The organism is uncultured Desulfovibrio sp., assembly GCF_944324525.1.
Lineage (GTDB): Bacteria > Desulfobacterota > Desulfovibrionia > Desulfovibrionales > Desulfovibrionaceae > Desulfovibrio.
In genome coordinates, this window is record NZ_CALUWS010000020.1 from 13986 (window position 1) to 32794 (window position 18809).

Annotated in this window: 20 protein-coding genes; 3 read left to right on the top strand and 17 right to left on the bottom strand. The window is 64.3% G+C overall.

The window, feature by feature from the left end; all coding sequences use genetic code 11:
* Positions 1-31 precede the first annotated feature (31 nt).
* Complete coding sequence (locus Q0K12_RS06710; protein ID WP_297261290.1) at positions 32-1477, top strand: response regulator; 1446 nt, start codon at positions 32-34, stop codon at positions 1475-1477.
* Positions 1478-1759: 282 nt separating this feature from the next.
* Here the strand turns inward: Q0K12_RS06710 and Q0K12_RS06715 are convergent, their stop codons facing one another.
* The 13 genes from Q0K12_RS06715 to Q0K12_RS06775 form a co-directional block, all read right to left on the bottom strand.
* Entirely contained in the window at positions 1760-2008 is a 249-nt protein-coding gene (locus Q0K12_RS06715) for a hypothetical protein (protein ID WP_297261293.1), read from the bottom strand.
* 8 nt (positions 2009-2016) lie between these two features.
* Positions 2017-3066 carry an endolytic transglycosylase MltG gene (mltG, locus tag Q0K12_RS06720; protein ID WP_297261295.1) on the bottom strand — a complete coding sequence of 350 codons (1050 nt, stop codon included), beginning with the start codon at positions 3064-3066 and terminating at the stop codon, positions 2017-2019.
* Between the two features lie 144 nt (positions 3067-3210).
* Positions 3211-3654 carry a Holliday junction resolvase RuvX gene (gene ruvX / locus Q0K12_RS06725; protein ID WP_297261297.1) on the bottom strand — a complete coding sequence of 148 codons (444 nt, stop codon included), beginning with the start codon at positions 3652-3654 and terminating at the stop codon, positions 3211-3213.
* Positions 3655-3661: 7 nt separating this feature from the next.
* The gene (gene trpS / locus Q0K12_RS06730) at positions 3662-4642 is read right to left on the bottom strand and encodes a tryptophan--tRNA ligase (protein ID WP_297261351.1); all 981 of its coding nucleotides are present in this window, start codon (positions 4640-4642) and stop codon (positions 3662-3664) included.
* 197 nt (positions 4643-4839) lie between these two features.
* The gene (locus tag Q0K12_RS06735; RefSeq protein ID WP_297261299.1) at positions 4840-5541 is read right to left on the bottom strand and encodes a site-2 protease family protein; all 702 of its coding nucleotides are present in this window, start codon (positions 5539-5541) and stop codon (positions 4840-4842) included.
* Between the two features lie 383 nt (positions 5542-5924).
* Positions 5925-6170, bottom strand: coding sequence for a hypothetical protein (locus tag Q0K12_RS06740; protein WP_297261301.1), 246 nt, complete (start codon positions 6168-6170; stop codon positions 5925-5927).
* A complete protein-coding gene (locus Q0K12_RS06745; RefSeq protein ID WP_297261303.1) occupies positions 6167-6670 on the bottom strand; it encodes a C-GCAxxG-C-C family protein in 504 nt (167 codons plus the stop codon). Before Q0K12_RS06745 ends, Q0K12_RS06740 begins: the two co-directional genes overlap by 4 nt.
* Before the next feature lie 615 nt (positions 6671-7285).
* A complete protein-coding gene (locus Q0K12_RS06750) occupies positions 7286-8248 on the bottom strand; it encodes a hypothetical protein (protein ID WP_297261305.1) in 963 nt (320 codons plus the stop codon).
* Between the two features lie 330 nt (positions 8249-8578).
* The gene (gene rnhA / locus Q0K12_RS06755; RefSeq protein WP_297261354.1) at positions 8579-9064 is read right to left on the bottom strand and encodes a ribonuclease HI; all 486 of its coding nucleotides are present in this window, start codon (positions 9062-9064) and stop codon (positions 8579-8581) included.
* Between the two features lie 42 nt (positions 9065-9106).
* A complete protein-coding gene (locus tag Q0K12_RS06760; protein ID WP_297261307.1) occupies positions 9107-9838 on the bottom strand; it encodes a 7-carboxy-7-deazaguanine synthase QueE in 732 nt (243 codons plus the stop codon).
* Complete coding sequence (locus Q0K12_RS06765) at positions 9835-10281, bottom strand: 6-carboxytetrahydropterin synthase (protein ID WP_297261309.1); 447 nt, start codon at positions 10279-10281, stop codon at positions 9835-9837. The genes Q0K12_RS06760 and Q0K12_RS06765 overlap by 4 nt, the downstream gene beginning before the upstream one ends.
* Positions 10282-10543: 262 nt before the next feature.
* Positions 10544-11965, bottom strand: coding sequence for an adenosylhomocysteinase (gene ahcY, locus Q0K12_RS06770; RefSeq protein WP_297261311.1), 1422 nt, complete (start codon positions 11963-11965; stop codon positions 10544-10546).
* A gap of 34 nt (positions 11966-11999) precedes the next feature.
* Complete coding sequence (locus Q0K12_RS06775) at positions 12000-12929, bottom strand: metalloregulator ArsR/SmtB family transcription factor (protein ID WP_297261313.1); 930 nt, start codon at positions 12927-12929, stop codon at positions 12000-12002.
* Positions 12930-13061: 132 nt separating this feature from the next.
* Here Q0K12_RS06775 and Q0K12_RS06780 point away from each other — a divergent pair, with 132 nt between their 5' ends.
* Positions 13062-13706: a DUF721 domain-containing protein gene (locus Q0K12_RS06780; protein ID WP_297261315.1), complete on the top strand. Its 645-nt coding sequence runs from the start codon at positions 13062-13064 to the stop codon at positions 13704-13706.
* Positions 13707-13731: 25 nt separating this feature from the next.
* Positions 13732-14790 carry a glycoside hydrolase family 99-like domain-containing protein gene (locus Q0K12_RS06785; protein ID WP_297261318.1) on the top strand — a complete coding sequence of 353 codons (1059 nt, stop codon included), beginning with the start codon at positions 13732-13734 and terminating at the stop codon, positions 14788-14790.
* Between the two features lie 83 nt (positions 14791-14873).
* Here Q0K12_RS06785 and Q0K12_RS06790 read toward each other — a convergent pair whose 3' ends face one another.
* The 4 genes from Q0K12_RS06790 to Q0K12_RS06805 form a co-directional block, all read right to left on the bottom strand.
* A complete protein-coding gene (locus Q0K12_RS06790; RefSeq protein ID WP_297261320.1) occupies positions 14874-15674 on the bottom strand; it encodes a hypothetical protein in 801 nt (266 codons plus the stop codon).
* Positions 15675-15905: 231 nt separating this feature from the next.
* Positions 15906-16634: a hypothetical protein gene (locus Q0K12_RS06795; protein WP_297261322.1), complete on the bottom strand. Its 729-nt coding sequence runs from the start codon at positions 16632-16634 to the stop codon at positions 15906-15908.
* A 42-nt stretch (positions 16635-16676) separates the two neighbouring features.
* On the bottom strand, positions 16677-17234 hold the full coding sequence (locus Q0K12_RS06800) for a hypothetical protein (RefSeq protein WP_297261323.1): 558 nt from the start codon (positions 17232-17234) through the stop codon (positions 16677-16679).
* 302 nt (positions 17235-17536) lie between these two features.
* The gene (locus Q0K12_RS06805; protein ID WP_297261325.1) at positions 17537-18493 is read right to left on the bottom strand and encodes a UDP-glucuronic acid decarboxylase family protein; all 957 of its coding nucleotides are present in this window, start codon (positions 18491-18493) and stop codon (positions 17537-17539) included.
* Positions 18494-18809 lie beyond the last annotated feature (316 nt).

The window sequence follows — 18809 nt, forward strand, 5'->3', positions numbered from 1 at the left end:
GGTTGTCCGGCAAGCCTCACAGGAGGGAGCAATGGCAAATTCCAACGCGACGTCGGGCCTCGCGCAACGCATGGCGATGCGGCAGGTCGAGGCGAGCATGAGCAAGGAAAAGTCCGCGCCGCAGGACAGCAAGCAGTATGAAGACGCCATCCGCGAGTTTCTCAAGGACAGCGGCCATCTGATCTGCGTTTCCGATGATGTTGCGCTGACGGACATGCTGCGGAACGTGCTGAACGAAAGCCTTGGGCTGCCGGCCGACAAGATCAGCATCGCCCATGATGCCGACATGCTGCTGCGGATACTGCGCAATGTCTGCTCCGAAAACGCGACCCCCCTGCTGCTCATCGAGCAGAGCCTCAAGGGGCGCGATCTCAGCTATATGGTGCGCCTTGTCAAGAACGGTTTCCCCGAGGTGCGCATCGTCTTCATCGCCGCCGAAACGGAGCAGCAGCGCTATGTGCTCCTGCATGAAGCCGGGGCGGACGCCTTTTTTGCCAAGCCCGACAATCAGGATCAGCTGCTGGAACGGCTGGCGGCCACCGTACGTCCGCACGGCAAGATGAGCCGCATGCTGGAATGGGCCCGCACCCTGCACTCGCAGGGAGAGAACCTGCGCGCCCTGCAGGTCTGCCGTCAGGCCCTGGAACTCAAAGCCAATTCCGCCGCCGTGCTGCTTATCATCGGGGACGTCTTCCGCTCCATGGGCCAGCGGGAAAAGGCCTGCGAAGCGTACGAAAACGCCAGCCGCAGCGCGGACATGTACCTCGAGCCGCTGCGCAAGCTGGCCGATCTCTACGAAGAGATGAAGAAGCCGCTCAAGCAGCTCGAGTATCTTGAACGGCTGGATCAGCTCTCGCCGCTCAATGTGGAACGCAAGCTGGCCATCGGTGAGCTCTACCTCAAGCTCAACCGCCGCGATGACGCCCGCAAGATGTTCAATCAGAGCGTGGAACTGGCCAGCCGCGAAGCTATGGAGCATGTGGGCGGCGTGGCCTTCCGCGTGGCGGACGCCTATTCCGAAGTGGATCCCGACATGGCCATCAGCTTCCTGCAGCGCGGCCTCGAGGCCAAGCGCGATTACTGGAGCAAGGACGACCTCGTGGTCTTCAACCGGGTGGGCATGCTGCTGCGCCGGGCAGGACGCTGGCAGGAGGCCACCGAAGAATACAAGAAGGCCCTCAAGGTGGTTCCGGACAACGACGGGCTGCATTACAATCTTGGTCTGGCCTATGCCGACGGCAAGGACTACGAGTCCGCCCGGGCTTCCATGCTCAAGGCCATGGCCCTCAATCCCAATCTGCCGCAGAAGTCGGCCGTCATCGCCTGTAACATCGCCGAGGTCTTCTTTGCCGTCAATGACAGCATGCATGCCCTGCCGCTGGTGCGTACGGCCCTGGAGATGGAGCCCGACAATGCCCAGGCCCAGAAGCTGCTGCAGGACATCAACGCCAAGATCGGCAGCCAGAGCAGCGATTAGAGCACGCATTTCCTTCGGGGAAATGCCCTTCATGAATGCACGAGCGGCGTCCCTCCAAGAGAGGGACGCCGCTTTTTTAACAGCAAATGGACGGCAGGCATAGCCTTTTGCCGCTTCCGGCCGCCTTGCCGTCCGTGTCGGGAACGGCCGGGCAATGTCCGTCCCCGCGCACGCGCCCCCGTGATCAGCGCAGCGTCGGAGCGCGCACACGCATCCTGCAGAACGGCAGGCAGGGACGGCATGCGCCGCCGCATCCGGCACGTGCCGCGGAGCCTGCGGGGCCTACTTGCGGCAGCTTTCCGGCCGCAAGGCCTCCGCGATGATGGCGGCATCCTCCTCTGGACGGGCCTGCACCTGAAGCTCGGCATTGCCGCCGTGGCAGACGAAGCCTCCCGCCTCGTATTCCACGAACCCGGCGGACAGCACCTGCCCATAGGGCAGCTGCTCGCGCATGTCCCCGTGGTCCACACGGCGGGGGAAGATGAAGGGCACAGCCTGACCAGAAAAATCCTGCATGATAAGATACTTCATGAAAGACCTCACTCCGCCTGACGCTGCTTGCGCCGGTTTTGCAGATACTGGCGCACGGCGCGGTTGTGATCGTTGAGATTGGTGGAGAAGATGTGCTCGCCGCCATCCGTGCGGGCCACAAAATACAGGAAGTTATGCTCCTCAGGGGCGATGGCCGCGGCCAGCGCCGTCATGCCGAAGGAACAGATGGGGCCGGGCGGCAGACCGGGCCGCTGATAGGTATTGTAAGGATTGGCGGGGTCATCCAGATGCTTGCGCCGCAGGTTGCCCTCAAAGCCCGCCCCCAGGCCGTAAATGACCGTAGGATCCGCCTGGAGCAGCATATTGCGCTTCAGGCGATTGGCATACACGCCGGCTACTCGCGCGCGTTCCCCGTCGATGGCGGTCTCTTTTTCCACCACCGAAGCGAGGATGACCAGCCGCTTCAGCTCCTCCGCCTGCGGCTTTTGCCCGCCCGGCCAGCGGGTCTCGGCCTTGCGCCAGAAGTTGTCCACCAGACGTCCGGCCACGCTGCGCGCGGAATCCATGTCCGGCGCGTCATCCTTGCGGATCAGGTAGGTGTCCGGCATGAGGAAGCCCTCGGCGGACGCGAAGGGTATGCCGTATTTGCGCAGGAAATCTTTGTCCAGCACCACCGCCCGGAAATCCTCGAAACGGACGAAGCCCGCCGCTTCCAGCAGCTTGCCCGTCTGCCACCAGGTCAGCCCCTCGGGAACCGTCACCCGGAAAAGCACCGGCTGGCCGTTGACCAGCCAGTCCAGCACCTGATCCGGCGTCCAGTCCGTGCGCAGGGCAAAACGTCCGGCCTGCAGGCGGTTGTCCATCTTGCGGTAACGGGCCAGCCAGCCGAACTTTTCCGCATCCGTCACCAGCCCCTTTTCTTCCAGCTCTCTGGCTATCTTGCCGAAGCTCGCCCCGGGGAGGACGTCGAACTGTATCTCCCGCCCTGCGCTCTCGGGCACGCTGTGCAAAAAGTCATAGACGAACCAGGCCAGCCCGCCGCCGGCAAGCAGCAGGCAGAGAAAGAGCAGAGCAAACAGGCGGATCAGTATCTTCATGCGGACTCCTCGTTGCGGAACAATCGGGATGTCCTCTTGTAGCGGGAAAACGCCGCAGTCTCAAGGTCGGCTGTCCGGAGAGGCGGCCCGCCGGCCGTCTGACGGCGGCCGTCCGCCTTTGGGCGGGGCGGAGGCTCAGGCCGTTCACCCGGCAATGGGCTGCCGCCTGTCGGGCGGCAGGGCAAGGAAGGAGGAGAGGATGCGCACGGCGGCCTGCTGGTCCAGCACGGCCTTGCGCCGTCCCCGGGCAAGACCGGCCTCGCGCAGGTCCATTTCCGCCTCCACGGAGCTGAGCAGTTCCGGCATCCAGTAGAAGGGACGTTCGATGCGCCGCATGAGCCGCCCGGCCACGTTGCGCACCTGCCGGGTGGTCAGGCTCTCCGTCCCGTCTTCACGCAGCGGCAGGCCCAGCACCACGGCGGCGGGGTCCTCGGCGAGCACGCGCTCGGCCAGCGCGGCCAGAAAAGCCTTGCGGTCGGGATAGTCCGCAAGGCGCAGGGTGGCCAGCGGATAGGCCAGCACGCCCGCTTCATCGCAGGCGGCCAGCCCTGTCCGCTCAAGACCGTAATCGATGCCGACGCACTTCACGAAACGCTCACAGCCCCATGCGCTCGCGCACCATGTCCAGCGTGCGGGCGGCAAAGGCGCGGGCGCGCTCGTTGCCGTCGGCAAGGATCTCCGCCACACGGCTGTCGGTCAGCTCCGCCCGGCGGGCCTGCAAAGGCTCCAGGAAGGCCCCCAGATGCGCCAGGAAGCGTTTCTTGCAGTCCACGCAGCCCATGCTCGCGCCGGTACAGCCCTGCCGGATCTCTTCCTGCTCCTCGCGGCCGGCCAGCAGCACATGATAGGGGAAGAGGTTGCACACGTCAGGATTGCCGGGGTCGGACTTGCGCAGCCGGTTCTTGTCGGTGAACATGGTCTTCACCTTGGGCTCGATGTCGGCCATCGTGTCCCGCAGGAAAATGCCGTTATTGTAGCTCTTGGACATCTTGCGGCCGTCGAGGCCCGGGCACTTGGCCGCGGGCGTCAGCATGGCCTGCGGTTCCGGGAAGGTGTTCTCCCCGTAAAGATAATTGAAGCGCCGGGCGATCTCCCGCGTCAGCTCCATGTGCGGCAACTGATCCTCGCCCACGGGCACGCCGTGCGGACGGTACATGAGGATATCCGCGGCCATGAGCACCGGATAGCAGAGGAAGCCCGCATTGCCGAGGTCCTTGTTGGTGATCTGCTGCTGCTGTTCCTTGTAGGTGGGATTGCGCTCCAGCCACGAGACCGGCGTGATCATGGACAGCAGCAGGGACAGCTCCGCATGTTCCTTGACCGCGGACTGGCGGAAAATGACGCACTGGGCGGGGTCGAGACCGGCAGCCACCCAGTCCTTGACCATTTCCGCAATGTTCTGGCGGATATTGGACGGGTCGGCGTAATCGCTGGTCAGGGCGTGCCAGTCGGCCACGAAGAAGTAGGCTTCCTCGCTGTGCTGCAGAGCCACATAGTTTTTCAGCACGCCGAAATAATGCCCCAGATGCAGGGGGCCGGTAGGACGCATACCCGATACGGTGCGGGGACGTTCCATGCTCATGGTATCCTCTGGAATGGCTGCCCGGAACAGGCAGCGGCGCTTGCGCGGCCAGCGGCCGCGGTTAACGAAAAAAGACGCACAGCCCGACCCGGGGGGCCTTCCCCCATCCCCGGCCGGATGCGCGCCGCCCACGGGGGACGCCTCCCATCCCGCCTCGGGCTTTCCCTGATGGCGGAAGGCCGTCCGGCGGCTCAGGCCACCAGCGAAAGCGTCAGGTGCAGGATCTGACGGAAAGACATGTCCACCAGCGGCCCCAGCACCCGGCCCAGCACCCCGCTGAACAGCAGGACGAGCAGTATCACAAAGCCGTACCGCTCCAGCCGGGCATACGAGAGCGCCAGGCGCATGGGCAGAAAATAGGCCACAACCCGGCTGCCGTCCAGCGGCGGCAACGGCAACAGGTTGAACCAGGCAAGACAAAGATTGATCACGATGCCCTGCGTGCACATGAGCACCAGGAATTGCTGCGTTGCCGAGGGTTGCACCGGGGACAGCCTGGCAAAGGCCTCCGGCCAGACGACGACCAGCCCCGCCACGATCAGCCCGTAAAGCAACGCCTGCAGGAAGTTGCTGCAAGGCCCGGCCAACCCCACCAGCATCATGTCCCGCGCGGGCTTGCGGAAATAGCGCGGATTGACCGGCACAGGCTTGGCCCAGCCGAAGATGAAGCCCCCCGCGATACTGGTGATCACAAAGCAGAACAGCCCCAGCGGGTCGATATGCGGTACGGGATTGAGCGTGAGCCGTCCCATCATGTGGGCCGTGGGGTCGCCCAGACGGCGCGCGGCCAGCCCGTGCGCCACCTCATGCACGATCATGCCCAGCAGCATGGGAACCAGTGACGCGGTCAGGAGACGGACAGCCTGCGAGAAATCCATATCGAGAGAAAACATCTTTTCAAACTACCACGGGCAATAGCGATTGTCGATAGAGCATTTTTAGTTTGAAACGCCGTCCGTTCCCAAGCCTGCGGCCTGCCGTTTCGCGGAAAAAGCACGGTTTTTCCGCTCCCATTGAGCCGGGCGGCTGCCGCCCCTCGCGTCTTGCCCCGTTCAGAGGCAGAGCCCCCGGAAGGCCGCGCACAGGCTCCGTCCCCCACGGAAAGACAGGGCCTGCGCGCGCCTTGGAGCATTTTTAGTTTGAAACGCGTTGCGTTTCAAACCCTGCGGCCTGCCGTTTCGCGGAAAAAACACGGTTTTTCCGCTCACTTTGGGCCGGGTGGCGCTGTGCCGCCGCCTCACGTTTCACCTTTTTCAAAGGAGAAGCGCTCGAGCCCCTATCCCGACGAAGCCACCTTGCGCACCAGCAGCTCGTCATCGGGCCAGATGTGCCGATCCGGCGTGAGCAGTTCGCCGCCGCGTGCGACCAGCGCGCATTCCTCGCCGATGTTCAGCGACTCCAGCAGCTGCCGGGCCAGTTTGGGACGCGGCAGAGAAAGCCATGTTTCCTCCGGCTGCAGGCGGACGAGGACACGCGCGCCGCTGTGCTGCGGCTGGACGATCGTGGGATGTTCGCGGCTCATGCGCTGACCTCCTGCGGCTGCTCCGTTCCGGACGTGGCGGCCTCTTCCTGCAGCAGGTCCTCCAGCAGGTGGCTGGCGCTGACCATGAGGCCGATGCAGGAATTGGTAAAAAAGCTGCCGCCCGCTTCCGCGGGAGCGCTCTGCCGGGCATGGGAGGTGAGCTCACGGCAGATGATCGAGCCATGCCGCGCCTCAAACGCCTGCAAAAACGCGTTCTGCTTGCGGGTCAGCACCTTGCGGGCCGCCTTGTCCGCCACGGACGGCGGCGCGAAGCGCAGACCGAGCACAAGCATGGCGCCCACGACGCAACCGCAGACCTGGCCACGCCCCATGCCGCTGCCGAAGGGCATGCCCAGCCGGATGAGGCGTTCCATGTCCTCGCCGACCTCCTCGGCAAAGGAACAACTGATCTGCTGCGAGCAGCGGTAACCGGCCGCCTTGTTGGCCCGGGCCTTGGCTTCTCTGTCTTCCCCGCGCAGGGGGGTAAAAGCGGGTTCCATCATCATCCTCCGTACACAGAAGGGAATTCTTTTTTCATCACGATATGCCGTACTGCTGCCGGCATATGCCTGCCCGGCAGCATACCGCAAAAAAAAGCCGGGGAGAAGCCCCCGTGCGGCAGAAGGGAAAAAATCGTCCGCCGCTTGCGATACCGCCCGGCGACAGGACGCGTACGCGCGCCGCTCCGCGAAAAGTTGAATCTTTTCGCCGGGCAATACAGGAGAAGACCCGGCCTGTCCCGTGCCGCGAGTTGCGGGAGCGGCCTTTTTCCGCAACACCGCCATGCGGAAAAAAGCGGCTTCGCGACGGGCAGGAGCCTCCCGCAGACTGGCCCCCGAAGACTGCCCCGGGATGCCGGGCGCGAAAAAGCGGATCGCGTTACAGGGCAGAGCGCCGGGGAAGACCGGACGCGGCGGCATCGGCATACCGCACGGCGGGTCTTCCCCGGCAACGCGGACAAGAGCTCTGCCCTCGAACATTTTCGTTTGAAACGCTTCACGTCCCAAACCCTACGGTCCGGCGTTTCGCGGAAAAAACGCGGTTTCTCACTTGATTAGGGCCGGGCGGCGCTGTAGCGCCGCCTCGCAGTTCACCTTTTGCAAAGCGTACACGCTTCAAAAGGCCAGCAGACAATAGATCCAGGTGACCAGCGCCATGCTCAGGGCACGCAGCCCCTGATTGACGAGGATGAGCCGCAGGGCCAGCGACGGCCGGTAAAAGCCGGCATAGGACGGCAGCTGATGCCGGATGGCCCGCATGGGCGTGGACAGGATGTTGCCGACCATGAGCGCCAGCACCACATCCTTTGCCGCCAGACCGCCCGTGTGCAGCAGGCCGCCCGCCGCGCCCAGCGCCGCGCCCAGCTCCGCCGCCAGATGGAGCACGATGACGCCCACGGCCTGCGGCTTGAGGAAGGACAGCCAGTCCATATGCCGGGACAGCCAGTCCTCCGCCGCCGTGAAGTAGCCGTAGCGCTGCAGGAAGTACATGAGCACATAGACGGGGACGGTGAAATACACCAGCTTGGGCAGGCGGCGCAAAAAGCGCTTCCAGGCCTTGCCCAGCGCCGCGCGCCAGCCCGGCGCCGGACTTTCCGCGCCGCCCTCGCCCGCCGTCTCCGTCTGCGGCGGCAGGAGCAGCCGCCCGGCGAGCACGGTTCCGCCCGTGCGCAGGATGGCCGCCACCAGTGTCAGCAGCACATAGATGACGGCGGGGCTGCCCAGCACCGGCCAGGTGAGGAAAAAGATGGTGGGCGTATGCGTCAGAAACGAAGGGAGGCTGTTGAAGATGTTGGCCAGCATGAGTTCGTGCCGGGAAAGGCGTCCGGCCTCGTGCGCCTCGGACAAGAGACCGTTGGCCGAGGCCGGGGAAACGAAGGCCAGCGCGAAGGCCGCGCCCGCCACAGGGCGCAGATGGGCCGCCCGGGCCAGCGGCTGGGCCAGCCGGGCCAGATGACGCGTCCAGCGCAGGGCCTCCAGCGTATTGGCCACCAGCAGCCCGAGGGCAAGCCCCAGCAGCAGGCGGCACAGCGGCTGCCCGAGGGCATTCCAGAGAGAAAGCAGGGATTCCAACGACATATCTTATCTATCTGCTCAGGTTATGAGAGCATGTTGCCTTTTTCAAAGGCAACATGTGAGGCGGCAGCAGAGCGCCGCCCGGTCGAAACCAAGCGGGAAAATCGCGTTTTTTCCGCGAAACGCCGGACCGTATGCGTTTCAGACTGAAAATGCTCTCTGCACGCCGCTCAGGCCGCCCGCAAACGGGATCGCCTTGTGGAGCAAGGCCACGGGACAGGGGCGGCACAACCGCACGGAAGACCTCCCGGCCCGAAGTCTCCCGGCCCGTGCTCTCCCGGTGGTCACGCCGCAAAAGAAAAAGACGCATCTCAAGAAACAGGACGTCCCGCCCTACACGTCATCCGGCCGAAAGCCTTCGTCAGGCGGCAGATCCCGCCGGCCGGCACATTGCCGGGCCAGCTCGTCGCAACGCTCGTTCTCGGGATGGCCCGCATGCCCGCGCAGCCAGTGCAGGCGCACCTCGTGCCGCATGAGCAGAGGGGCCAGCTGCTGCCAGAGGTCCACATTCTTGACCGGCTTCTTGTCGGCCTTGACCCAGCCGCGCTTTTTCCAGCCCCAGAGCCAGCCCTTTTCCACGGCATGGCAGACATACTGGGAATCCGTATAGAGCTCCACGACGCAGGGTTCCTTGAGAGCGCCCAGGGCAAAGAGCACGGCCCGCAGTTCCATGCGGTTATTGGTGGTGCGGACATAGCCGCCGGACATCTCCCGGCGGTGTTCGGTGCCGTCCAGTTCCAGGATGGCGGCCCAGCCGCCGGGGCCGGGATTGCCCAGACAGGAGCCGTCCGTATAGATGGTGACGTTTTTCATGCGCAGCGTGTGACTACCTGAAGAAGGGGAAGAAGAAAAGACCGGCGCTCAGATGTCCGTCTCGGCATCCGGCCAGATGAACTTGTGTATCTGCAGATTGTACTGCACCTCGAAAAGGCGGTCCGCCAGCAGGCGGGCCACCAGCGCCTGCGGCGTCAGGCCGCCCGGCAGCGCGGGCAGGAAGGACGAAAAGGCCAGACGCGGCCCGGCATGGGCCAGCTCGCGCGCCCGCAGCACCTTGTCGCGGGCGCAGGCATAGTCCGCCTCATCGGCGATGATGAACTTGATGTAATCGCACGGGCCGAGCGCCGCATACATCGCCTCAAAGGGCAGCATGGCCGCCTCGCAGCCGCTGGACGGGCATTTGTAGTCATAGACGAGGCTCGCCACATGCTCGCGCCCGGCAAAGTCCGGCGGCAGCGTGCCGTTGGTCTCCACGGAAACGGCCACCTTGCGGGCGGCAAGCCCTTCCAGCAGGGCGGCCAGCGCCGGGCCGCGCTGCAAAAGCGGCTCCCCGCCGGTCAGCGTCACCTTGGGGCAGCCGGACGCCTCCACCCGCCGCAGCAGCTCGCCGACGGGCATCTCCTCGCCGGAACCGAAGGAATACGGCGTGTCGCAGCCCCCGCGCTCCTGCCAGCAGCGCAGATTGCAGCCCGCGAGCCGGATGAAGAAGGCGGGCGTCCCCTGCCCGCAGCCGTTGACTTCGCCGTCGATGCTCAGGAAGAGGGAGATGACCCGCAGGCGCAGGCTGTCCTCGGCCCGGAAACCCCGGCGGCTCATGCCTGCCTCCACTCGGCATAGGAAGAGCCGGATTCCCACCAGCGCAGACGGCGCACGTCCAGTCCGGGATGGAGCGTCAGCAGGCGGTGGCGCACCCAGAGCACCATATTCTCCGCCGTGGCCGCAAAGACCTCTTCGCCGTCCTCGTTGCGCACGCGCGGCAGATGCGTGGCGGCCCAGTCCGCCCAGGCGGGGGCGTTGATGACGTCGTCGAGGCAGCGATGGTCCACTTCTTCCAGTATGGGAGCCAGCAGGGCCTTGAGATCATGGAAGTCCACCACGATGCCCGGATAAGGGCTGCTACCCGCCAGCCCGGCCACCTCCACTTCCAGCCTGCCGGTATGCCCGTGGGGATGCACGCACTTGCCCGCATAGGACGGCAGGCGGTGGGCGTAGGCAAATTCAAATATCTTGGTCACGGTCAGGATGCCGTCATGCTGCATGTGAACTCTCCCCGGCAAAAAAGAGCCGCCCCGTCGGCGGACGGCCGGATGTAGGCTGCCCGCATCGGGCGCTTCCGTCAAGTCCCGCCGGAGCCGGCGGCGGCAGGCCCCGCAAAAAGGGGAGGCGTCCCCTCATCGGAAACGCCTCCCTGGAGCATTTTTAGTTTGAAACGCGTTGCGTTTCAAACCATACGGCCTGGCGTTTCGCGGAAAAAACACGTTTTTTCCGCTCACGTTGGGCCGGGCGGCGCTGTGCCGCCGCCTAGTAGCGGTAGTTGTCGGACTTGTAGGGGCCTTCCACCTTCACGCCGATGTAGTCGGCCTGTTCCTGGGTCAGGCGGGTCAGCTTGACGCCGAGGCGGCCGAGGTGCAGGCGGGCCACTTCTTCATCCAGTTCCTTGGGCAGGGTGTAGACCTTCTTTTCCAGCGTTTCCGTGGCCAGCTTGATCTGGGCCAGGGTCTGGTTGGTGAAGCTGTTGGACATGACGAAGCTGGCATGGCCCGTGGCGCAGCCAAGGTTCACCAGGCGGCCTTCGGCCAGCACGATGATGCTGCGGCCGGACTTGAGCGTCCACTTGTCCACCTGCGGCTTGATGTTCAGCTTGCTGATGCCGGGGGTGTCTTCCAGGTAGGTCATTTCGATCTCATTGTCGAAGTGACCAATATTGCAGACGATGGCCTCGTCCTTCATGCCTTCCATGTGCTTGCCGGTGATGACGTGGTAGTTGCCGGTGCAGGTGATGTAGATGTCGCCGATGGGCAGGGCGTCTTCCACGGTGGTCACTTCATAGCCTTCCATGGCGGCCTGCAGGGCGCAAATGGGGTCGATCTCCGTCACCAGCACGCGCGCGCCGAGGCCGCGCATGGACTGGGCGCAGCCCTTGCCCACATCGCCGTAGCCGCAGACCACGACCACCTTGCCGGCCACCATGACGTCCGTGGCGCGCTTGATGCCGTCGGCCAGCGATTCGCGGCAGCCGTAGAGGTTGTCGAACTTGGACTTGGTCACCGAGTCGTTGACGTTGATGGCCGGGAAGAGCAGCTTGCCTTCGGCTTCCAGCTGGTAGAGGCGGTGCACGCCGGTGGTGGTCTCTTCGGAGACGCCCTTGATGCGCGCGGCCACCTTGTGCCAGTGCTGCGGGTCTTCCTTGAGGCGCAGGGCAAGACGATCCAGCACGCACTGGAATTCCTTGCTGTCGGCCTTCTGCTCGAGGATGGCGGGATTGTTTTCGGCTTCCACGCCCTTGTGGATGAGCAGGGTGGCGTCGCCGCCGTCGTCCACGATGAGGTCGGGGCCGCTGCCGTCAGGCCAGGTCAGGGCCATTTCGGTGCACCACCAGTATTCTTCGAGGCTTTCGCCCTTCCAGGCGAAGACCTTGGCCATGCCCTGCTCCACGATGGCGGCGGCGGCATGATCCTGGGTGGAGAAGATGTTGCAGGAGGCCCAGCGGATATCCGCGCCCAGAGCATGCAGGGTCTTGATGAGCATGGCCGTCTGGATGGTCATGTGCAGGGAGCCGGTGACGCGCAGGCCCTTGAGGGGCTTGCTGTCGCCGTATTTGCGGATGCACTCCATGAGGCCGGGAGTCTCGCGCTCGGAAAGCTGCATTTCCTTCTTGCCGAAGTCGGCAAGGCTCATGTCGGCGACCTTGTACTCAAGGGAAAGATCGAGGGGTTGGGTCATGATTCCTCCAAAAGGATGCTGTGGTTATGTAAAATTATACGTTATGGGCCTCGGCCGTGAGCAGCAGGAGCTGCAGATGCCGTCCCACGGGGCAGCGCTCGCTGTCCGTCAGGGTGAAGCCCGCGTTGTGCAGATGTTCGGCCAGGGTATCCTGCGCAAAGCCCAGCCAGCGATCCCCGTAGCGGCTGCGCATGGTCTCGTCGTTATGGCGCAGGAAGTCCGCCACGAAAAGCCGTCCGCCCGGGGCCAGGATACGCTGGGCTTCGGCCAGCGCGCCCGCCGGTTCGGACAGGTGATGCAGCACCAGATTGATGCAGGCAAAATCCGCCTCATGGTCGCGCAGCGGCAGATGATCCAGTTCGCCGATGCGCAGCGAATAACGGGCGTCGGGCACGCCTTCCCCTTCCAGACGGCGGCGGCAGATCTCCAGCATGCGGGCCGAACCGTCCACGCCGATGACGCTTTGCGCGCGGGGCAGCAGGCGGGCCAGTACGGCCCCGGTCCCGCAACCAAGGTCCACGGCGGTGCGGCATTGTTGCGGCACTGCGGCCGCCACACGCCCGGGAAGGTCGAAATCGCCCAGCACTTCGTGGTTGAGCTCGTCCCAGTCTTCCGCAATGGCGTTGAAAAACTGCCGGGTCTTGCGGGCCCGCTCTTCCAGGATATGGGCCGCCATGCCCATATCGGCCCGCATGGCGGCATCCGCCGGCATGAAGGGCGTGATGGCCTGCAAAAAGTCGTGGGCCTGCCCTTCGGGCGTGGCCGCGTAGAACACCCAGAGCCCGTCACGCCGGGAGCAGAGCAGGCCTGCCTCGGTCAGGATCTTGAGATGGCGGGACACGCGGGACTGCCCCATATCCAGGATGCGTACAAGCTCGTTGACCGAGAGCTCGTAATGCAGCAGAATATGTATGAGACGCAGGCGCGTTTCGTCGGAAAGGGCTTTGAAAAAGGCAAGGGACATACGTTTTTGCCGGGGTTGTCGTCCTGTTTCCGCATCCGTATCAGGATTGCCTGATGCAAATATCAATCTATCCGCATATAGTCAAGTAGGCAGTGCAGCATGAAACGCAGCCCACGCCGCCCGGAGGGGGCCATGCCGTCCGAACCGCCGCAACGGAAAGACGGCCGCAAGATGCCGTTCCGCCCGGATGCCGCCCGACGCCGGCATGATGCGCGCGGGGCGGCCCGCTCCCCCGCCTCTCAGCAGGCCAGGGGCGACACGCCCTCCCCTTTTTTTCGCCGCAGGCGCGACCACGCGGCGGAAACGCCCTTTGACCGCCCGCCGCCCACGGCGCGCGGCGTAGGCGAGCTTTTGCCCGATGTGCTGGCCGGCATGGGGGGGGACCCGCTGCGCATGCGGCTGGTGCAGCTCTGGCGGCACTGGGAAATGGTGCTCGGCCCGGAGCTGGCCCCGCTGGCCCGGCCGCTGGGACATCATAAGGACACGCTGCTCATCGGCGCGGAGGACGGCATGCTCATGCAGGAGCTGCACCTGCAGTCCGGCGAGATCCTGGAGCGCGTCAACGCTTTCATGGAAGGGCCGTTCTTCGCGGCCGTGAAGGTGAGCCTTTGTTTCCAGCGCACGGAGCTGGACAACATCGTGGCCCCGACGCCGCGTCCCCTTCCCGCCGCGGAGCGCCCGCAGCTTACCGGCAGCGCCCTGGAAGGCATGCGGGCCGATTCGGCCGTGGCGCGCTGCTATGCCCGCTTTGTCGCCCTTTCCCGCTCCGCGACCTGAACGCTCAGTTTCCCCGAGGCCCCGCATGAAAGCCATTGCCTTCTACCTGCCCCAGTATCACGTCATCCCCGAAAATGAAGCCATCTACGGCAAGGGCTTCACGGAATGGGACAACGTGCGCGCGGCCCGGCCGCTCTTTGCCGGGCATGAGCAGCCCCAGCTCCCGCATCCTTCCGTCGGCTTCTACGATCTGCTGGACGAAAGCTTCCTGGTGCGCCAGCATGCTCTGGCCTACCAGTTCGGCGTCACGGGCTTTTGCTATTACTATTACAATATCGCGGGCAGGCGGCTCCTGGAAAAGCCGCTGGAGATCATCCTGCGCAGCGGGGACATCCGCAACGATTTCTGCCTCTGCTGGGCGCATGTCAGCTGGTATGACAACCGGCGGGGCAGGCAGGCCGTCTTTCTGCCGCAGGTCTACGATGCCGCGCAGGCCGTCCGGCTGGCCGAGGATCTGCTGCCCTACTTCGAGCATCCCCGTCACCTGACGGTGGAGGGCAAGCCGCTCTTCCTCTTCTGGGCCCCGGAGCGTCTGCCGCATGTCCGCCTCTATGCCGATACCCTGCGCGAGGCCGCCCACAAACGGGGCTTTCCCGGCGTGTTCCTGCTGGGGGTGGAAGCCTACGCCGCCTCCCATCCCGATCAATGGGGACTGGACGGCATGCTGGAATTCGCGCCGGACTGGCGGCCCGAAAATCAGGTCTCCGGCCTGGACGAACAGCCCCGCCGCATGGACTACGCCCGCACCCTGCAGTTCATGTGCGGCAAGCCGGCGCCGCCGTACCTCCGGCTGCGCTCCACCTTCCCCGGCTGGGACAACACGCCGCGCCGGGGCCGCAACGGGCTGGCCTGCGTGGGCGCTTCTCCGGAGCTCTTCCGGGAATCGCTGACCTTCCTTGCCGCCTATACCCGCCGCATCCTGCCGCCCGCCTTGCAGTATGTCTTCATCAACGCCTGGAACGAATGGGGCGAAGGCTGCCATATCGAACCCGACGCCCGCCACGGCTTCGCTTATCTGCGGGCGGTCATGTCCGCGCTGGCCCAAGCCGAGGCCATGCCGGCCCCTGCCGTCTCCTGCCGCTAAGGCCTGCCAGCACCATTCGTTGATTATTTGGAGCGAGGGGTTTCCCTTCCCCCCAAACAGGCCGTAAGAGGAGGCAAGCCGGCTCACAAGTGCCCGCCCCGGAGCAGCTCCTCCAGCGTGTCGGCGGAAGCTTCGGGCGCGTAGCCGTCCTGCGCCCTGATCAGGGCGTCGAAGGCCTCTGTTTCCAGCGCATCAAGGCAGCAAAGCAGCGCGTTGCCGCCCTCGCAACGCAGGTTGCCCACAGCCGCCTCCACCGCTGCGTACGCTTCATCCGCGGCATGCAGGCCCAGATCGCCCCGAAAGGCCGCTCGCGCCCGCTCCGCCGCCCCACGGCCTGCATCCGCCCGGTCGCGCGTCGCGTGTGTTCTGAGGCAGGAAGCCAGCGCGAATTTTTTCAGCTGGGCCCGTGCGGCACGGCGGGCCAGGTTCGCCCGTTTCTCTCGAGGACAGACGCCCTCCCCGGCCGCACGTTCCGCCGGACGGACGGTCTCCCCAAAGGCGGCAGGCGTCTCCGGTTCATCCAGCAAGACCGCAAGATCCAGATGTTCGATAGCGTTCAGGCAGCCGATGAGGGAACAGTTTTCGCCATCCTTGCACGGCATGCGGTCGCGGACCCGCGACGCAAGAAAAGCCCGGAGACTTGCGGCCCGTACGTCGAACAGGGCCGCGTCCCTGCCGTACAGACTCTCGGCCGCCTCCGCGGCCAGCGAGGAAAGCCGCCCCGCATGGGTATATGTGGAAAGGCAGTAGGCAAGCCCCCACTGCTTGAGGAGGCGCTGCTCCTCCCACGCCGCAGGGGAAAGCTGCCCCTCTCCGCCCGTCGCCTGTGCCGGGCCGCACCAGCAGCACAGCGCCAGGAGGGCGCAGAGCAAATGCCGTCTCATGATCTGCCCCCTTTTCCACAAATCCGGCGCACACCGGCTTTTCTGCACGACATGGCGCTTTTCGCGATGCGCGCAGGCGTCCCGGCGCAGGGGGGTTATCCACTTTGACATTGCATACCGCCAAAACGGGAAAGCCGCTTGCCGGCAGGTGGCGGCGCAAAGGCATTGCGCTTCCCGCTTTTCGGCGGTCGCTTCTCCTCCGCCGGCAGCGCACTTTCAACGCAAAACACGTTACAACTTCAGGAAGACGCGGCGGACAGGCTCCCCCAGTTCGGCGGCGAACTCGGCCACAAAGTCTTCCGACAGATCCCCGACAGTATTCCAGAAGGCAAAGCCGATCTGACTGAAGCCCCAGGGCATGCTCATCTTGTAATCCCGAATCTCGGAAGCGGCCCCGCACTCGGGACAGGGAACGAGCGGATAGCCCTCCGCCGTGCACCACGTCGCCACCATTTCCACAAACTGCTCGACGATGCTCGCGCCGCATTTGGGGCAAGTCACTTCATCAAGTCCGGCCCCCAGGCTGGTGAAAACGCCCTTGCCTTCCGCAACCACCTCGACCGCAACGCCGCCGAGCGCCCCCTTCTCTTCCAGCCAGCTTTCCACGGAAAACGGGCGGGATACGGCATCCGGCCCGCCCGATCCGTACACCTTGAGCATGCCCTTCGGCGTCAGCTGCGGACGATCCTCAGGCCCTGTGAGATTGCCTTGCTCGCGCATCCACCGAACTTTCCCCTCTATCCTCATTTGGTGGAATTCCAGCGGGTGCATGTGGCGAGACCCCCTGGCGGTCACCCCCCAGCCCTCTTCATTGATTATCTGGGGATGCTTGCCTTTTTTCCCCGGCTTGAGCCAGCCGTTTTTCTGCATCCAGCCGATCATGCGCCGTTCCATGTCCGTCCGCTCGGGCGCGTCGATGCGGTAACGCTCCGGCACCAGATAGTTGGCGTAATCTCCCATACGTTTCTCCCCTCACTTCCGGCTGATCCCCCACAAATGCCGTTAGAGCGCGACCTCGACGACACGCACCGGCTCGCCCAGCACGGCGGCGAACTCGGCCACAAATTCCTCTGTCAGATCCTCGTTCAGATTCCAGAATCCGAAACCAATCTGGCTGAAGCCCCAGACAGGCTCAAGCTGATATGCCCGAATGTCGGACGCCTTGCCACAGACCGGACAGACCACCGGCGGCCAGTCTTCGGCCATGTACCACGCTTCCACCAGGTCATAAAAATCATCGACGATCCCGGCCCCGCAAACCGGACAACGCGCGGATTCCAATCCGCCTTCATGATTAGTGAAGACGCCTTTTTTTTCGTGTGTCTCCACACAGAAACCGTACGTTACCAAGTCCTCATGATCCGCATCGGCCATATGGCGCATGCCCTCCGGCGTGAATCGCCAGCCGTTGCCGTCCCCGCCCAGCACGCAGTCGCTCTTTTCCCGCGCGATCCAGCCCTTGTCCTGCAGCCAGCCGACCATACGCCGCGCCAGCTCTTCCCGTTCGGGCGCATCGACACGGCAACGCTCCGGCACCAGATAGGTTGCGTAATCTCCCACAGTCGTTTCTCCTTTTTTTCTGATTGTTTCGCGTGGAACGTGCGTTGCGACTTTCCCCCGGCAAGGGGGACACGTTCCCCCCGACGGCTTGCCTTGCGGCAAAGCCGCCACACAAAAACAACTAACCAATTGATATAAATATAAAAATCACACCATCTTCTCGGATTGACGCGGCCGTCCGCAGGGGGCGCAAAGCCTGACCGCCCATACGGCTGCCCTGACGCAGCTGGATGACGGAACGAGACGCTTTTTCTTAGCAAAAAAGGCGGAAAAAATTCCGCCTTTTCATTCGTTACCGTGCCTCAGGCCAGTCCGGCCCTGAGCTGCCCTTCAAAATAGGCAATGGTCTTTTTCAACCCCTCTTCCAGCGCTATCCGCGGTTCCCAGCCCAGCAGCTCACGGGCCAGGCTGATATCGGGACGGCGCTGCTTGGGATCGTCCCCCGGCAGAGGCTCGTAGGCAATCTTCGAAGCGCTGCCGGTAAGCTCCACGACCTTCTCGGCCAGTTCACGGATGGTGAACTCTCCGGGATTGCCCATATTGACCGGGCCGGTCACCTCGTCCGGCGAGGCCATGAGGCGGCACATGCACTCAATAAGGTCATCCACATAGCAGAACGAACGCGTCTGGCTGCCGTCGCCGTAAATGGTGATGGGCTCATTCTTCAGGGCCTGCACGATGAAGTTGGAGACCACCCGGCCGTCGTTGGGGTGCATCTTGGGGCCATAGGTATTGAAGATGCGGCCCACCTTGATCTTGAGACCGCTCTGCCGCCAATACGAGAAGAAGAGCGACTCAGCGCAGCGCTTGCCCTCGTCGTAGCAGGCGCGGATGCCGTTGGGGTTCACATGTCCCCAGTAGGACTCCGGCTGAGGATGGACATCGGGGTCCCCGTACACCTCGCTGGTGGAGGCCTGGAAAATGCGGGCCCTGAGGCGCTTGGCCAGGCCCAGCATGTTGATGGCCCCGTGGACGCAGGTCTTGATGGTCTGCACAGGGTCATGCTGGTAGTGGATGGGCGAAGCGGGACAGGCCAGATTGTAGATCTCGTCCACTTCCACGAACAGCGGGAAGGTCACGTCATGGCGCATCAGCTCAAAACGCCGGTTATCCATGAGCTCTTCCACATTGGCGCGGGCACTGGAAAAAAAGTTGTCCACGCAGAGGACTTCATGTCCCTCATCCAGCAGACGCGCGCACAGATGCGACCCCAGAAAGCCCGAACCGCCCGTCACAAGAATCCTTTTCCGCAAATGCATGGCTTGCGCTGACCTCCAAAAACGTATCTCTGTTCCATACCCTGAATGAGCACAGGATGCAAACGCGGCGGCGGGCTTGCGGCGGCGAGGCAGGGCGTTTTCGCTTTTCTTTTTGTATCGCGCCAGCTGGCGGCTTCGGCCCGGCATCCGGTCTTGGTCGCCTGCGCGGCGGGCGGCAGGGGACAGGGGCTTGCCAGCCCCTTGCCCCCTACGCCCCCTACCCCGCCTTGGGACAGCCTGCCGTCACGGGCTGCATGCGGCCGAGAGGCCTCCCCCTGCTCTCCTCTCTGCCGCGCGTCATACGGCATCGCCCTCC

Coding starts and splice junctions, on each gene's coding strand:
- mltG (WP_297261295.1), bottom strand. CDS start 3,066: ATGAAGATACTGATCCGCCTGTTTGCTCTGCTCTTTCTCTGCCTGCTG.
- Q0K12_RS06715 (WP_297261293.1), bottom strand. CDS start 2,008: ATGAAGTATCTTATCATGCAGGATTTTTCTGGTCAGGCTGTGCCCTTC.
- Q0K12_RS06735 (WP_297261299.1), bottom strand. CDS start 5,541: ATGTTTTCTCTCGATATGGATTTCTCGCAGGCTGTCCGTCTCCTGACC.
- Q0K12_RS06775 (WP_297261313.1), bottom strand. CDS start 12,929: ATGTCCCTTGCCTTTTTCAAAGCCCTTTCCGACGAAACGCGCCTGCGT.
- Q0K12_RS06780 (WP_297261315.1), top strand. CDS start 13,062: ATGCCGTCCGAACCGCCGCAACGGAAAGACGGCCGCAAGATGCCGTTC.
- Q0K12_RS06795 (WP_297261322.1), bottom strand. CDS start 16,634: ATGGGAGATTACGCCAACTATCTGGTGCCGGAGCGTTACCGCATCGAC.
- Q0K12_RS06765 (WP_297261309.1), bottom strand. CDS start 10,281: ATGCAGCATGACGGCATCCTGACCGTGACCAAGATATTTGAATTTGCC.
- Q0K12_RS06740 (WP_297261301.1), bottom strand. CDS start 6,170: ATGAGCCGCGAACATCCCACGATCGTCCAGCCGCAGCACAGCGGCGCG.
- Q0K12_RS06745 (WP_297261303.1), bottom strand. CDS start 6,670: ATGGAACCCGCTTTTACCCCCCTGCGCGGGGAAGACAGAGAAGCCAAG.
- Q0K12_RS06750 (WP_297261305.1), bottom strand. CDS start 8,248: ATGTCGTTGGAATCCCTGCTTTCTCTCTGGAATGCCCTCGGGCAGCCG.
- Q0K12_RS06805 (WP_297261325.1), bottom strand. CDS start 18,493: ATGCATTTGCGGAAAAGGATTCTTGTGACGGGCGGTTCGGGCTTTCTG.
- Q0K12_RS06790 (WP_297261320.1), bottom strand. CDS start 15,674: ATGAGACGGCATTTGCTCTGCGCCCTCCTGGCGCTGTGCTGCTGGTGC.
- Q0K12_RS06710 (WP_297261290.1), top strand. CDS start 32: ATGGCAAATTCCAACGCGACGTCGGGCCTCGCGCAACGCATGGCGATG.
- trpS (WP_297261351.1), bottom strand. CDS start 4,642: ATGGAACGTCCCCGCACCGTATCGGGTATGCGTCCTACCGGCCCCCTG.
- Q0K12_RS06760 (WP_297261307.1), bottom strand. CDS start 9,838: ATGAGCCGCCGGGGTTTCCGGGCCGAGGACAGCCTGCGCCTGCGGGTC.
- Q0K12_RS06785 (WP_297261318.1), top strand. CDS start 13,732: ATGAAAGCCATTGCCTTCTACCTGCCCCAGTATCACGTCATCCCCGAA.
- ahcY (WP_297261311.1), bottom strand. CDS start 11,965: ATGACCCAACCCCTCGATCTTTCCCTTGAGTACAAGGTCGCCGACATG.